Annotated in this window: 11 protein-coding genes; 5 read left to right on the top strand and 6 right to left on the bottom strand. The window is 33.3% G+C overall.

Annotated elements, in window-relative coordinates; genetic code table 11:
- The 5 genes from WBQ70_RS00295 to WBQ70_RS00275 all read left to right on the top strand — a co-directional run.
- Positions 1-3,294, top strand: a 3,294-nt coding sequence (locus WBQ70_RS00295) for a T9SS type B sorting domain-containing protein (protein WP_423908947.1), incomplete at its 5' end; no start/stop codon positions are given.
- 45 nt (positions 3,295-3,339) lie between these two features.
- Positions 3,340-4,314 carry a PorP/SprF family type IX secretion system membrane protein gene (locus WBQ70_RS00290; RefSeq protein WP_423908945.1) on the top strand — a complete coding sequence of 325 codons (975 nt, stop codon included), beginning with the start codon at positions 3,340-3,342 and terminating at the stop codon, positions 4,312-4,314.
- Positions 4,315-4,601: 287 nt separating this feature from the next.
- Complete coding sequence (locus tag WBQ70_RS00285; protein ID WP_423908942.1) at positions 4,602-5,789, top strand: phosphoglycerate kinase; 1,188 nt, start codon at positions 4,602-4,604, stop codon at positions 5,787-5,789.
- Between the two features lie 107 nt (positions 5,790-5,896).
- Positions 5,897-7,927 (top strand): LysM peptidoglycan-binding domain-containing protein, encoded by a 2,031-nt coding sequence (locus WBQ70_RS00280; protein ID WP_423908939.1) that lies wholly within the window; start codon positions 5,897-5,899, stop codon positions 7,925-7,927.
- Between the two features lie 122 nt (positions 7,928-8,049).
- The gene (locus WBQ70_RS00275; RefSeq protein ID WP_423908936.1) at positions 8,050-8,955 is read left to right on the top strand and encodes a DUF4837 family protein; all 906 of its coding nucleotides are present in this window, start codon (positions 8,050-8,052) and stop codon (positions 8,953-8,955) included.
- Between the two features lie 214 nt (positions 8,956-9,169).
- Here the strand turns inward: WBQ70_RS00275 and WBQ70_RS00270 are convergent, their stop codons facing one another.
- The 6 genes from WBQ70_RS00270 to WBQ70_RS00245 all read right to left on the bottom strand — a co-directional run bounded on the left by WBQ70_RS00270 (position 9,170) and on the right by WBQ70_RS00245 (position 15,887).
- On the bottom strand, positions 9,170-10,480 hold the full coding sequence (locus WBQ70_RS00270) for a murein hydrolase activator EnvC family protein (protein WP_423908933.1): 1,311 nt from the start codon (positions 10,478-10,480) through the stop codon (positions 9,170-9,172).
- Positions 10,481-10,539: 59 nt separating this feature from the next.
- Positions 10,540-11,343, bottom strand: coding sequence for a DUF4292 domain-containing protein (locus WBQ70_RS00265; protein WP_423908930.1), 804 nt, complete (start codon positions 11,341-11,343; stop codon positions 10,540-10,542).
- Between the two features lie 3 nt (positions 11,344-11,346).
- Positions 11,347-12,693 carry a tetratricopeptide repeat protein gene (locus WBQ70_RS00260; protein ID WP_423908927.1) on the bottom strand — a complete coding sequence of 449 codons (1,347 nt, stop codon included), beginning with the start codon at positions 12,691-12,693 and terminating at the stop codon, positions 11,347-11,349.
- 200 nt (positions 12,694-12,893) lie between these two features.
- Positions 12,894-13,910, bottom strand: coding sequence for a sugar phosphate nucleotidyltransferase (locus tag WBQ70_RS00255; protein ID WP_423908925.1), 1,017 nt, complete (start codon positions 13,908-13,910; stop codon positions 12,894-12,896).
- Between the two features lie 73 nt (positions 13,911-13,983).
- On the bottom strand, positions 13,984-14,418 hold the full coding sequence (gene dut, locus WBQ70_RS00250) for a dUTP diphosphatase (RefSeq protein ID WP_423908922.1): 435 nt from the start codon (positions 14,416-14,418) through the stop codon (positions 13,984-13,986).
- Complete coding sequence (locus WBQ70_RS00245) at positions 14,415-15,887, bottom strand: lipopolysaccharide biosynthesis protein (protein ID WP_423908919.1); 1,473 nt, start codon at positions 15,885-15,887, stop codon at positions 14,415-14,417. Before WBQ70_RS00245 ends, dut begins: the two co-directional genes overlap by 4 nt.
- Between the last annotated feature and the right edge of the window lie 85 nt (positions 15,888-15,972).

Here is a 15,972-nt window from a genome sequence, read left to right as displayed (position 1 = left end):
GATAATCCAATTTATACTTATGCGTTATCAGGTTTTGATATTTCAGGAAATGTAGTCACAAGACCAGCTCTAAATTCAACAGTATTTGAAAATCTTCCAGCAAGTGATGCCTCTGGTTATACAGTAACAGTTACATCAGGAAGAGGATGTGAAGAAACAGCAACAATTGTTGTAACGGAACCTGATCAAATTGCTGTTAATACAGTTAACGTTGCACAATTTGGTTGTAATGCAGGAACAAACGCAGCTAATTACGCAACTATTACAGTTGATCCAGCTGGGATTTCAGGAGGTTCAAGTACATACTTAAATTATGAATTTATAAAAGTGGGTACTCCTAACATAGTTGTTCAAACAGGAACATCAAATGTGTACACCGAACCTGATTTTGCAGGAGGCTCTTATACCGTAAACGTTTATGATGAAAATGGTTGTAGCGGAGCATCTGCTACGGTTACTATTACTCCTTATGTACGTTTGGATGAATTAACTGTTACTAAAAAAGCAATTACATGTACTAATCTTGAGGAAATTACGGTGACTACTATTGATGCAGAAGGAAATACAATTGCTTCTGGAATGGAATATACATTAGAATTTTTACCAAAAGATGGTACTCCTAAAGTAGTAATTGAGTCCAACAACACTACAGGAAACTTCACAGGATTAAATGTGGGTAATTACATTATCACAGCATTGAACACTGCAACTGGATGTAGCATTCAAAAAGCACATTATATAAATGAGCCAAATACGTTCCAATTAAATGCAGTGAAAACATCGGATGTAATTTGTTATAGTTCGAATGAAGGAGCGGTAACAATTAACTTAATTGATACAATACCAACACCAACTGATGAGTCAGGTCCTTTTAGTTACACAGTAACTGGTCCAGTTTCAAGTACAGGAAATTCAACTCCTACAGGTACATTAAATTTAACAAACTTGACAGCGGGTCAATATACGGTTTCGGCTACATTAGACAATACACCTTTCTGTACGGTAGAAACTAGTTTTACAATTAGTCAACCATCAGCAGCGTTAGCGATATCTGAAACACATACTGAAATTACGTGTGTACCAGGAAATGACGGAACCATCTCTGTAACAGCAATCGATGGTTGGGCTGGTGATTATGAATATCAATTAGAAAATAGTGTAGGAGTAGTTTCTCCTTGGTCACCTACTACTGATTTCTCAGATCTAGCAGCAGATACGTATACCGTTCGTGTGAGAGATGTAAAAGGGTGTATTGATTCAAAAATGGTAATATTAGATATTCCAGTACCAATAACTGTAACGGCAAGTTCTGATATTTTATTAGATTGTAAAGATGATGCTACGGGAACTGTTACTGCTATCACTACAACAGGAGGAAAAGACGGAGATTATTTATATACCTTAAATATCACTTCAGCTTCGCCAATGATTAGTTCAGGGCCACAAATTTCAAATGTATTTACAGGATTAGCAGTAGGAACGTATACCATCACCGCAACGGATCCATGGGGATGTAGTGGTACTTCAACAACAGTAACCATTACTGAACCTACAAAAGTAGAAGCGAGTTTAGCTGTTGCAACAACGCAAACCTGTTTGAATGAAACAACCCTTACGTTGACAGCAACTGGCGGTACAGCACCATATAGTTATAGTGCTGATCCTGGTTTTGGAACTTCTACTGTAATGACAGGTACAACGGCAACATTCGCTGTTCCTGTAGGTACGTATCATTATTATATAAAAGACAATAATGGATGTATTAGTATTGTTTCTAACGATATTAAAATTGATGCACTTGATCCTTTAGTTGTTAATGTTGATACACTAAATCCAGTGATTAACTGTTTTGGAGATCTAACAGGTGTTATTGTGGCAACTGCTCAAGGAGGTCTAGGAAATTATGTGTATACATTATTAGATGGATCTGGAAACGCATTAGCATTTACTGCTACACAAGCTTCTCCAGGTATCTTTACAGATTTACCAGCAGGAAGTTATCAGGTAAAAGTAGATAGTGGTGATTGTATTAAATTATCATTAGTAGTTACAATTACGCAACCTCTAGCTCCTTTAACAGTTTCAGCTCCAGTAATTCAGGATGTTACTTGTAGTGGTGCTGGAAACGGTATGGTGACAGTAAACGCTAGTGGAGGAACAGGTGTTATTAAATATGCGATCTCGCCTAATTTGAATCAATTTTTTGATAACAATGTATTTGATAATCTAGCACCTGGTAGTTATGATATTATTGTTCAGGATGTTTTAGGTTGCTACGTTCCATTGAATGTTAATATTACTGAGCCAACTCCTATTGCTGCTTCGACTATTATAGGTACTGTCATTCCTGAAATTTGTTATGATGACAAAGATGGTGAGTTTGCTATTGATATTACCGGAGGTGTTATGCCATACAGTGTTAGTGTAGATGATCCTAATGGAAGCTACATGACAGGAACAGCAACACAAACTATTTTTGCTTTCACAGGATTAAGAGGTGGTGTACATACGGTTTATATTCGTGATGCGAATACCTGTACTTATAATTGGATTGTTAGGATGGATGAATCAGTGAAAATTAATCCAGTAGCAGTGGTAGATTACAGATGTGTTAACAATGCCGCTAGTAATTCTGTAACTGTGACTGTAGATGCTAGTATTACGAATCCAGCCGATGTAAGCTATTCATTAGATGGTGGACCTTATCAGCCGAGTAATGTGTTTACCAATGTACCAGTTGGTGCCAATCACTTTATTGATGTGAAACATACAAATGGTTGTTTCAAAACCACAGCAAATTTTGAAATTCTACCAGTGGATCCACTAGCATTAGTTCTTACTGATGGAGGATTGAATGAGATTGTAGCAACAGCAACTGGTGGTGGTGGTAGTTATCAATACACCTTTAATGGAGAAAACTACGGAACCAATAATAAATATATCATCTATAAATCAGGTGATTATACAGTTGAAGTAACTGATGCTAATGGTTGTACAGCTACTGTAACGCGTTATTTTGAATATATTGATGTGTGTGTACCTAATTATTTCACTCCAAACGGTGATGGAATAAGTGATGGATGGGCTCCTGGATGTACGGTAAACTATAAGGATCTTACTTTCGACATATATGATAGATACAGTCGTAAAATTGCAACCTATCGTTTGGGTCAATATTGGGATGGTAAGTATAACGGACAAGAACTTCCTTCTGGAGACTATTGGTATATATTGAAACTTAATGATTCAAAAGACAACCGCGAATTTGTAGGTCATTTTACACTATACAGATAACAACAAAATACAAGGGTTATGTTATCTCAAATTAAAAATATTAAAATGAAAAAAATACTAGTATCAGTTCTTTTATTGGCCATAACTTCGGGTTATGGTCAAGAGTTGAATTTGCCTGTTTCTACGCAATATCTAGCCGATAATTACTTTGTCATATCACCTACATTTGCAGGTATTGGTGACAACCTCAAAATTAGAGCCAATGGATTAATGCAATGGGTGGGTATTAAGGACGCTCCCAAAAATCAATCCATATATGCTGATATGCGTATTGCGGATCGTTCTGGCGTAGGAGTTTCTTTTTACAATGATAGTAATGGAAATACCCATCAATCAGGAGCAAAATTTTCTTTTGCCCAACACCTTATTTTGGATTATTATACCAAGCAGTACTTATCATTTGGTATTTCATACAACATTAATAATTTTAATATTGATATTAATAATTTTAATGGGACCTATGATATTCCAATAGTAGATCCTAATGTTACAGACAACCGGTCTAATTCAAACAATAACTTTGATGTGGGTGGTTTGTATCGGAACCGTGATTTTTACTTAAGTTTAAATGCCAGTAATATTCTAACTAAAAATATTGATAAATATAGAGGAGTAGAGCCTACGTTGCTTTTGAATTATCAGGTTTTTTCAGGCTATGTTTTTAAAAGTCCGTCAAATAGTAAAGTAGAATTTGAGCCTTCTGTGTATTACCAATACTTTGCTAGTGACAAACGTTCCAGTACAGATGTGAATTTCAAATACCGACATTTTAATAAATATGAAGATTATTATTGGGCAGGAGTGTCCTATCGTTTTCTTAATGATCAATTTTTTAAACCCATTACCGTAGGGCCAATGGTAGGGGCTAAGAAGTCTAATTTTTATTTTGGATATTCGTATCAATTAAATCTGAATACCTTGGCTAATTATAATTCAGGAACGCATATGGTGACAATAGGTTTAGATTTCTTCGCAGGAATTAGCAATTGTCCTTGTACACAGTCTCCTATTCACGATTAATAAAATAGTATATAAATACGCTAGTAGTATTATTTATCGTTAAATTCTATAACTATTGTCACATCGAGCTTGTCCAAATGCTTTTTACAACAGGTCTTAGACAAGCTCAAGCTGACATTATTGATACAATGGTATTACACACATAACAATGGAAATGTGTAATTTGTTTATTTACAACGTTTTCGTACCGTTTAGATGGTTTTTTTCTCTTTTTTCAAATTTAATACTAATCTAAAAGAGTTATATTTGTTCTAATTTCAAAAAAAATAAACTTAAAATAGATCTTAATGAAGACTTTAAACGACTTTGATTTTAAAAATAAAAAAGCAATTATTCGTGTTGATTTTAACGTTCCTTTGGACGAAAATTTCAACATAACAGATACTACTCGTATCGTTTCTGCAAAGCCAACTATTGACAAAATTCTTGCTGACGGTGGAAGTGTTATTTTGATGTCTCACTTAGGTAGACCAAAAGGAGCTGAAGATAAATATTCGTTAAAGCACATCTTGAAAGCAACTTCAGAAATTCTTGGAGTTCCTGTAAAATTTGCTGCTGACTGTGTTGGTGAAGTAGCAACAGCTGCTGCAAACGATTTAAAAGCAGGTGAAGTTTTATTATTAGAAAATTTACGTTTTCATGCTGAAGAAGAAGCAGGGGATGTTGCTTTCGCAAAAGAATTAGCATCTCTTGGAGATATCTATGTAAATGATGCTTTTGGAACGGCTCACAGAGCACATGCTTCAACAACAATCATTGCACAATTTTTCCCATCAGCTAAATGTTTTGGATCTTTATTGGCTAAAGAAATTGAAAGCATCAATAAAGTATTAAAAGATAGCGAAAAACCAGTAACAGCAGTTTTAGGAGGTTCTAAAGTATCTTCAAAAATTACCGTTATTGAAAATATATTGGATAAAGTAGACCACATGATTATTGGTGGTGGAATGACTTTTACTTTCGTCAAAGCGCAAGGTGGTAAAATTGGAAATTCTATCTGTGAAGATGACAAAATGGAATTGGCTTTAGAAATTTTGCGTTTAGCAAAAGAAAAAGGAGTTCAAATTCACATTCCTGTTGATGTTGTTGCCGGAGATGATTTCTCTAATAACGCTAACACACAAGTGGTTGACGTTAGAGAAATTCCTGATGGTTGGGAAGGTATGGATGCAGGTCCAAAATCATTAGAAAACTTCAAAAAAGTAATCTTAGCTTCTAAAACGATCCTTTGGAATGGTCCATTAGGAGTTTTTGAAATGGATACTTTTGCTAAAGGAACAATCGCTTTAGGTGATTATATAGCCGAGTCTACAGCTAATGGAGCTTTCTCTCTTGTAGGAGGAGGAGATTCAGTTGCTGCAGTAAAACAATTCGGTTTTGAAAACAAAGTAAGTTATGTTTCAACTGGTGGTGGAGCGATGTTAGAGATGCTTGAAGGACGAGTTTTGCCTGGAATTGCTGCGATTTTAGACTAATATTATTATTTTTAACAATATTTATAGTTTTTTTTAGTTAATACGTAGTATGTTTGTATTAATGTATCGTTAACAAGTTATGAATAAGCGTATTAACTAAAAGAAATATGACTATAAAAAATATCACAATATCACTTTCTTTATTAGTAACAATCCCTTTGTTTTCGCAAGAAGTTGCTGAAAACAAAGGGATTGTTGTTTTAGAGAATAACATTTCTTATTTAGATTCCATCAAAAAGACATTTATCAAAGATAACCTCGCCACTTGTGTGGATAGTTTATGGATGAAAGAATTGACTAATATGGACTTGTATAACGAGATGACCAATGATTTGGTCAATGTAGATGAAAATAAAAAAGTCGATTATGATTTGTCTACTGAATTATTGAAATCAAGATTGGAGGAGATGGATAAAAAATCACCTTTTAGAATCCAATACAATGAACAACTAGAGAATGTTATTAAATCCTATCTAAAATATCGCAAAAAATCATACGAACGCTTAATGGCCGTTTCTGATTTTTATTTTCCTTTATTTGAAGAAGCTTTTGCAAAAAAAAATGTACCCTTAGAAGTAAAATATTTATCGATCGTTGAATCAGCTTTAAATCCAAAGGCAGTATCAAGAGTTGGAGCCACAGGTTTATGGCAGTTTATGTATCAAACAGGTAAAGAATACAATCTGAACGTTGATTCTTATGTTGACGAAAGAAGCGACCCTTTAAAAGCCTCAGAAGCAGCCGCTGATTATATGGCAAGAATGTATAGAATCTTTGGTGACTGGGAGCTGGTATTGGCTTCTTATAATTCAGGACCTGGAAATGTTTCAAAAGCAATCAGACGTTCAGGAGGTAAACAAAATTTTTGGGATATCAAAAGACACCTACCACAAGAAACACAAGGATATGTACCGGCTTTCTTAGCCACGATGTATATTTTTGAATACCATAAAGAACATGGAATTGTTCCAGATGTAAATGCATTAAAACTATATGCTACAGATACTATCGCTGTTAGAAAAGAAATGACTTTTAGTCAAGTGGCGTCATTATTAGATATGCCTATGGCACAATTACAGTTATTAAACCCATCGTATAAACTGAATATAATTCCAGCGTATCACGATAAAAATCATTTTTTAAGATTGCCAAAAGATAAGATTGCTGTTTTTGCTTCAAATGAAGATAAAATATATGCTTATGTTCAACATGAGTATGATCTTAAGTATGGTATTATTCAGCCTTTAAAAACGGCTATAGTCGCTAAAGAAATTAAAAAAGCGGACCCTTCAAAATTGTCAGTTTCAAATACTCTAATTTATAAAATACAACAAGGTGATAATCTGAGTGTGATTGCGAACAAATACGATGTGAGTATCGAAGACCTTAAAAAATGGAACAATCTTCAAAGTAATTCGATTGCTTACGGTGAAAACCTAAAAATTTCCGCACCTGCTGATACGATTTTTAAAGCTAGTAAAACGATTGGAACAGCTGTTATTACCCCAAAAGTAGCCGTTGTTGAGACTAAAAATAAAGAAGAAGTAGCATCCAGTATAGAAGAAGTAGTAGCTGATGAGGTGGTTATTTATGTAGTGCAAAAAGGAGATAACTTGAATTCAATAGCAAGAACCAATAATGTTACTGTTGCTGATCTAATGACATGGAATGATTTATCGGGGCCTGCTATAGCTTTGGGAACAAAGATTAAAATTAAAAATCACACCCATGCTGAAGTGGCTACTGTATCTCCAGTAGTTGTTTTGAAAAACATAGAATACATTGTTCAAAAAGGAGATAACCTTGGTAACATTGCTAAGAAGTTTGGTACTTCATTAACGGAGTTGAAACAATGGAATAAATTATCAACAACTAGTGTTGCGTTAGGAAAGACATTGATTGTTGCTAAGAATGAGCCTGCAATCAATACTTCATTAGCAACAGTAAATTCATTTAAAAAGGCTGATTCCTTTACTAAAGCGACCAAAGCTTCAGCGGATTATTATGTGCAAAAAGGAGATACTTTATATAGTATTGCTAAAAAATATCCAGGAGTTACGATTGCTGATTTGAAAAAATGGAATGATATAAGCAACGAAGGAATTAAACCTGGAATGAAGCTTAAAATAAACGGATAATCCTTTTAAATCTTTTATAAAAATGGGTTTTGTTTTGTAATTTTACAATTATGAACAAAGCCCATTTCTTATTTCTATTTATTTCATTACTCTTATTTTCTTGTAAAAATAAAGAGGACGATATGCCCAAGAAAACCACGGGTACTATCAACAGTATATCAATTGTTATTGATGATCAATTATGGAACGGTGAAGTAGGAGATAGCATTCGAAACAAGTTTGCCTCTCCTGTGATTGGGCTTCCACAAGAAGAACCTCTTTTTAACATCAATCAATATCCTGCTAAATTATTAGAAGGTTTCATGACGGATAGCCGCAATATTATTGTGGTTAAAAAAGAAGAGATTAATAAATTTGAAATTATTACGGATCAATATGCTTCTCCCCAAAATGTATTTCACATTTCAGGAAGAACTATAGCTGATATACTAAATATTTTAGAAAAACAAAGCGCTACTATAATTGCCGTTATTCGTCAAACTGAGATTGAAGAAAGTCAAAAGATAATCAGAAAATCGGTGCTTAACCCTGCGATTATCAACAATAAATTTCATATTGGTCTTGATGTGCCTTCGGACTATAAATATGCGCTCCATGAGGCTAGTTTTTTATGGTTTAAGAAGGAGATAATCAGTGGAAGTAGTAGTTTGTTGATTTATCAAGTGCCTATTCCACATGTTATCAATAAAAATAATTTGGTTTCCAATATTATTAGTATGCGTGATTCTATTGGACACCTATATATTCACGGAAAAGAGCATGATACGGATATGATGACTGAAGAAGCGTATGCCCCTTATTTTTTTAAGATAAAATTAGATGGTAAAACAGCCTATGAAATGAAAGGAACTTGGGAACTGAAGAACGACTTCATGTCTGGTCCATTTATTAATTATGCTATTGTTGATGAGGAATACGGTCGAATTTTAGTATTGGAAGGATTTTGTTATTCGCCTTCAAAAGAAAAAAGAGATTTGATGCATGAGTTGGAAGCTATTATTAAGTCTGTATCCATTGTAAAAAGATGAGGTTTTATACAACAAATTTTTCAAGAAAGAATTTCTTTTTTGTAGCAATGATTTTGTAATGCATTTAGATCTTGGTAATCTAAAATTTAACCCCTTTTTATAATATAGATAATCTCGGTTTTTTATTGTGCAGTCAGAACCTAGTATTACTGGACGGTTTGATAAAACAAATAACTCAATAGGTTCTAGAAACCTATTGAGTTTAAATTATAAATTACATATTCGTCAACCACCCTTGAGGATTAGCATAAGTCGTGTTCTGTAGAAGCAAAAACTTAATAACTGTCTTCCCGGTCTCTCCACTTGTTCGTATACGTCCAAGATTTTGTTTGATACTTACTTTATCTCCTTTGTTTACAGATACTGAACTTAAGTTTTGATAAACAGTAAAATAATCTCCATGCTGAATCATCACGGCTTTATTTACAGGCGATAAAATCATGACACTGGCTACTTCTCCCCCAAAAACAGCTCGCGCATTAGAACCTTCTTCGGTTGTGATTTCAACACCACTGTTGTGAATGACCAATGTGTTGTAAATAGGATGCGCTTGATCACCATATCCTAAGGAAACAAATCCTTTTTCGACTGGCCAAGGCAAACTCCCTTTGTTTGCTCTAAAACTATCTGCAATTAATTTTGCTTCAGGTGTCAACTCAATACGAGAGGAAGAAACTTCAGAACGAGAAACAACAGGTTCTTTAATCGCTACAACAGGCTCTTCTTTTTTTGAGGATTTAGACGATTTTGGGGCATTAGCAGCGGCAAGAGCGGCAGCTTTTGCTTTGGCTTCGGCAGCTAATCTTGCTTTTTCTGCCGCCGCCTTTCTATTAGCTTCAGCAATCGCTTCCCTAATCAAACGATCAATTTGTTTGTCAATATTTTTAGACTCACTTTGTTTTTTACGAATATCTGATACGATTCTATTTTTATCTTTTTTAATAGAATTAACTAATTTTTCTTGTTCTACTTTTTCTACTACAAGAGAAGCACGTTCTTTTCTGTTTTCTACAAGAAGTTTTTGTTTGACAACTTTTTGCTCATTTAATTTTTTATTAAATGCAATCAATTCGGTAGATTTCCCCTTAATTTCTTCCCCTTGTTCTTTACGGAAATTAGTGTATTGTTTTAAATATTGTACTCTTTTGAAAGCTTGTAAAAAATTCTCAGAAGACAAGATAAACATGGCACGGCTTTGTTCTGAACGACTTTTATAGGATTGCACTATTTTTTTAGCATAATCTTCTTTTAAAATCAACAACTCTCTATTGAGTTTATTGATTTTTAATTGATTTAAGTACATGTCGTTAGCAAGCAACTTGGTTTGTTTCTCAGTTGTGCTGATCAAATTTTCCTTCAGTCTGATTTTGTTTTTTTGAATCAAATATACATTCATCGCTGATTTTTCCTTGGATTTGACAGACTGTAACATCTTCTCATTGTCCTTAATCTCCCTTTGAATTTGGGCTTTGCGTTGCTCTAACTTTTCTTGTTGAGAAGATTGACTCCACAGGACAGAAGTCATGCATATTAAAACTAGGCTTAGAAAAAACTTTGGCATCTTGAAAATATATTTGTGCAAATTTAATTAATTAAAATTCTTTTGTAGCCATTTGGGACACTATATGGAAAAGAAAGTTCCTCATTAAAAGAAATCGAATCGTAATCCAAATTAATTTCGGTTTTCCCTTTATCCTGCGTTGCATTAATTTGTACTTTTTGAGGCATTAAAATTTCACTAAACAAATTAAAATTAGTGTATTGTATCTGAATTTTTCTAGCTTTATCCGTTTGAACTACTTCTTGCTTCTTCATTTTAAAATTAGCAGCATCTATGTAGAACGTTTTTTGAGTTGTATTGTTCGCTTTGTCATCCAATCGATACGTTTGTTCTTCCATCGTTTGAGTATATTTTCCTTTTCTTAAATCATCTAGTGATTCTCCCATCAGCATATTCTGAATTTTATCATAATTCAAATCAGTCCCTAAAAATTGACTCAAAGTACTAAAATCTCCTTCAAAATAAGTCCCTTTTATTTTTTCATAATAACTTACTGTCGTAGGTGTAATCGAGGCTTTGGCCATTGTAATCCCTAAAAAACGAATACTTACTAAAATTTGTTCATCTTTTTTGATTCGGATTTCAGCGGTTACATTTTGTGCTGTTTTTCCGTTGTCAAAACTGGCACTTGACTTGATATAAACGGTTTTAAAATCAGTTTTGTTAGTATACAACTTCTCAATTACTGCATTGTTTTTTAAACCAATAATTGGGGTTGCATCTGTAGACTGAACCAGTACTTGTTTTGATTTACAAGAAACAAAAGCAAGACTACTTACTAAAGTTAACAGAATGAAGGTTCTTTTGAGAAAATATTTTGTGTGCATTTTTTACTTTTTTAATAATTGATTGGCCTTAGAGAAATAAAATTCTTTTTTAGCATTATCTCCTAAGCCGTTGTAGGCTTCTCCTAATTGAATATTAAAATTAATTTCAAGATTCTTATCATCTACTACAAAATCCATACCCATTTCGAGTATTTCCATGGCTTTCTTGAACTGTTTGAGTTGGTTGTATGCCAAACCTGAGAAATAATAGAACTGAGGCTGATTAGGGAAAAAATCAATCAAATCAGAAGCTTTTTTGGAAACCAAACCAAATTTAGACGCATCAACATACGCTTGCAACAAAAGTAAGTTGTTGTCAACATCCATTTTATCAGTTTTACTATTCGATAATTCGTAATATTTTATGGCTTTATCAAATTCTTTTCTCGAATGATAAAATTTACCCACTTCTTTGGATACATCCACCTCTTTATCGGTATCAAAATAAGAAATCGCTTTTTCAACTTCCTTTTCATACTGCGGATTATTATTCACAAAAAGCAAAAACTCATTGAGAATACGGTGTTTTATTTTCGAGTCTACTTTGGTACTAGCCAAAACAATTTGCATTGCTTTGACTGCTTTATCACCTTCTTTATTTTCTAAATAATTTTTGAACAAGCTTACTTGTGCCCACTCTGAGGTAGGAACTTCAATTTCTAGTTGCCGAGCCGTTTCTAACACTTTATCAATCTGATTATTCTTAGAATAGAAATAAATCAAATTGACATAATTAGATTCCTCTTTTGGATTTTTTTTAATCTGTTCCAATAGACTTTGAATCTCTGTATTTTGGTATTTCCCTTGGGATAAGATCTGGATTTTATAAGATTCACGTCGGTCTGACTTGCCTACATTTTCATTCAGTTCATTAATTAATGCTAATGCTTTATCAAATTGAGCCGTATTCATATACAAAGAAGTCAAATCTTCTTTGAATTTAGGATCAAAAGAAATGAGTTTATTAATGGTAGCAATACCACCCAAATAATCTTTGGTTGCATAATTCACATCATAAATCCCCATCCAAAACCATTTATTTGTAGGATCAATCAGTGTTGCTTTTTCAAATGAAGATTGCGCATTTTTATACTTTTTTAATGCCAAATAATTTTTACCTAATTCAAAATGAATAGTCGCATTTTCAGGTTCTGATTTCAAACACTTTTCTAAAGAAAGGATGGCTTTATCATAGTTTTCAATTCCCTTTTGTTTTAAGGATTCATAAAAGTTGTCTTCAAATTTATCTTTATCGGTTTTTACATACTCTTTCTCTGTTTGTGCCAAAACAAAAGAAGTATTGCTCAGCAAAACAAAAAACAATAGCGATAAAACCAATTTTTTTATCATTTTAGTATAAACCACAAATTACACAAATTATTACAAATTTTGTTATCAATAAATTATAGTCATAAATTAACGAATTATTATAGATTTTAGACTTTAAGTTATTGACTTGATATGCCAGCTATATTTTATATCCTAAGAAAACCGCCTCAATTGTAACTTAAACAGCAATGATTTATGTGTTAAAAAACAACTAAATAAAACTATTCTAAAACCGAATAATCTCCAATGCTAACACTAGTAAAATTACCATCAAACTCAACGTGATTTCCAATCATGGCATTATCTAAATTGGCATTTTTAATATGAGCATGTGTTTGGATCAAGCTATTTTTAATGGTGCTATCACTTACATGAGAACCTTTCCCTAAGGACACGTTAGGCCCAACGGTTGCATTAATTAAAACGACATCTTCCCCAATAAAACAAGGAGGGATGATTGTAGCATTTTCTAATTTAGTATTTTGTGCTACTAAATTTTCACCATCAGATTGCAAAAAACCAAGCATTCTAGAATTTGTTTCGACTGTGACGTTTTTATTTCCACAATCCATCCATTCGTCAACACTTCCGGTTTTGAAAACTTTACCGTTAGCCATCATCGCTTTGATACCATCGTTGATTTGGTATTCTCCACCATTTTGAATATTGTTATCCAAGACTCCTTGCAATTCTTTTTTCAATTCGCCTACTTCTTTGAAATAGTAAATGCCAATAACAGCTCTATCACTAACAAACTCCTTAGGTTTTTCAACTAATTCAACTATTTCATCATTAGCATTCAATTTTACTACACCATAGGCTTCTGGTTCATCCACTTGTTTTACCCAAATCACGGCATCTGCAGCAGGATCCAAATCAAAATCAGCTCTGATCAATGTATCAGCATAAGCAATTACTGCAGGTCCAGACAAAGATTCTTTGGCACACATAATTGCATGGCCAGTCCCTAGAGGCAAATCTTGACGGTAAATAGAAGCTCTTGCTCCTAAACCTGTTGCTAGTTCTTCTAAACTTTTCACAACATCATCACCAAAAAAACCGGGATCGCCTAATACGAAGGCAATTTCTTCAATTGGTTCTTTCAAGATTTTAGCGATATCTTCAACTAGTCGGTGAACAATCGGTTTTCCAGCAACGGGAATTAAAGGCTTAGGAACTGTTAAACTATGTGGACGAAGACGTGAACCACGTCCTGCCATTGGAACTATTATTTTCATTATCTTTATTATTTAAACACTAAGGCACAAAGAATACACTAAGTGCACAAAGTTTTTTTATGATTATACTAAACTATTTTACCCCTGTACTTCCAAAACCACCAGCACCTCTGGAAGTTTCTGATAATTCTTCAACTGCTGACCATTCCGCACGTTCGTGTTTCGCGATTATTAGTTGCGCGATGCGTTCTCCGTTTTGGATTTCAAAAGCTTGATCGGATAAATTAACCAATATCACGCCTATTTCGCCACGGTAATCGGCATCTACAGTTCCAGGACTATTAAGTACTGTTATTCCGTTTTTAAAAGCTAAACCACTTCTTGGTCTTACTTGTGCTTCAAAACCTATTGGTAATTCAATAAAAAGCCCTGTTTTAACAATTGTTCTTTCTAAAGGTTGTAATGTAATGCTTTCGACTAAATTAGCCCTTAAATCCATTCCTGCTGAAGCTATCGTTTCATAACTTGGTAAAGCATGTTGGGATTTGTTGATAATGTTTATTTTCATTCGGATTTGGTTTTTCGATTCAAAATCGTAGTTAAAGTTTCTTTTTCATTGTAATAAATAAAATATAAAAAGAGGAACAACAATCCTATTCCAACAAAATAATTTTCTCTAAACTTATAAAAAGAAATGACCGAAAATAAGATGGACATCCCTAGATAACTCCCTATTTTTTTGAAGTCATAAGGAATAGGATAATATTTATTTCCTAAATAATAAGAAATTAACATCATGCTTCCATATGCCGCTAGTGTTGCGATAGCTGAACCCATATAACTCATAGATGGAATTAGTAAAAAATTTAGAATCAACGTGATTATTGCACCTGCTATGGAAATATATGCTCCAATGTATGTTTTGTCAATCAATTTGTACCAAACGGAAAGATTTGTATAAATTCCTAAAAAAAAATTAGCCAGAATAATTAATGGAACGACTTTCATCGCCACCCAATATGAGGAATCACGAATCATCAAGAATTTAAACAAATCAGCAAAAACAATTACCGTTAAAAGAATAAACGAACCGAAGATCACAAAATATTTTGTCACCATAGCATACGTATTTGGTGCGTTTTTATCAGAAGCATGACTAAAGAAAAAAGGCTCTATTCCAAGCGTATAGGCAGTACGATATAAAACCATAAACAACCCTAATTTATAACAAGCAGAATATACTCCTACTTCGGCTTCAGCGATTTTAGCTGGAAGTAATTTAGCCAATAGAATTTTATCAAATTGTTCGTTAATTGCAAATGCTATTCCAGCGACCATAATAGGTAATCCATAATGCATCATTTTTTTCCAAAGTACAAAATCAAATTTCCATTTTAAGAATACATAATCTGCTGATAAAACAATAAATGTGAGTAAACTGGCTATGATATTGGCTAAGAAAATATAGCCAATTTCAAAATTATCAATATATAATGAACTAACAAAACTGTTTGGATTTGAATGAATTAATTTTGGGAAATAAAGCAAAAACAAAACGCTCAATATTAAGTTTACCAAAACATTTCCAATTTTAATGATAGCATAAACCATTGGTTTTTGATACGCTCTTAACTTAGAAAAAGGAATGATAACCAAAGCATCAAGTGCTAGGATCCAAATAGTATAGGTAATATACTGTGAATCTATTCCTGACCAATTTGCCAATGTCGTACGGAACAATAATGCTATGAATAAAAAAATAATAGTAGTCCAAAATATAGAAATCATTGAGGTTTCAATGACTGACTTTTTATTAGTTTCATTATTGTAAAACCTAAAAAAAGCGGTTTCCATACCATAAGCAAGAATAACATTGAAGAAAATCATCCAAGCAAAAATAATAGACACCTTACCATACGCTGCTTTTGGCAGTAAATTAGTGTAGAGTGGGACAAGCAAAAAACTGAACATTCTAGGCAACACTGTTGCCAATCCATAAATTGCTGTTTGTTTAAAAAGTTTTTTATATAATCCCAAAATGGTATGTCTATTAATTTCAGAAAACAAAAATAACCAATTCTTTTATTTAATCGTTCAAGCGAATACAATCATTAGTTATCTT

Origin of the sequence: Flavobacterium sp. (assembly GCF_049590715.1) — a bacterium.
In the GTDB taxonomy this organism is placed as follows: domain Bacteria; phylum Bacteroidota; class Bacteroidia; order Flavobacteriales; family Flavobacteriaceae; genus Flavobacterium.
This window is presented reverse-complemented; position numbering and strand designations above follow the sequence as displayed.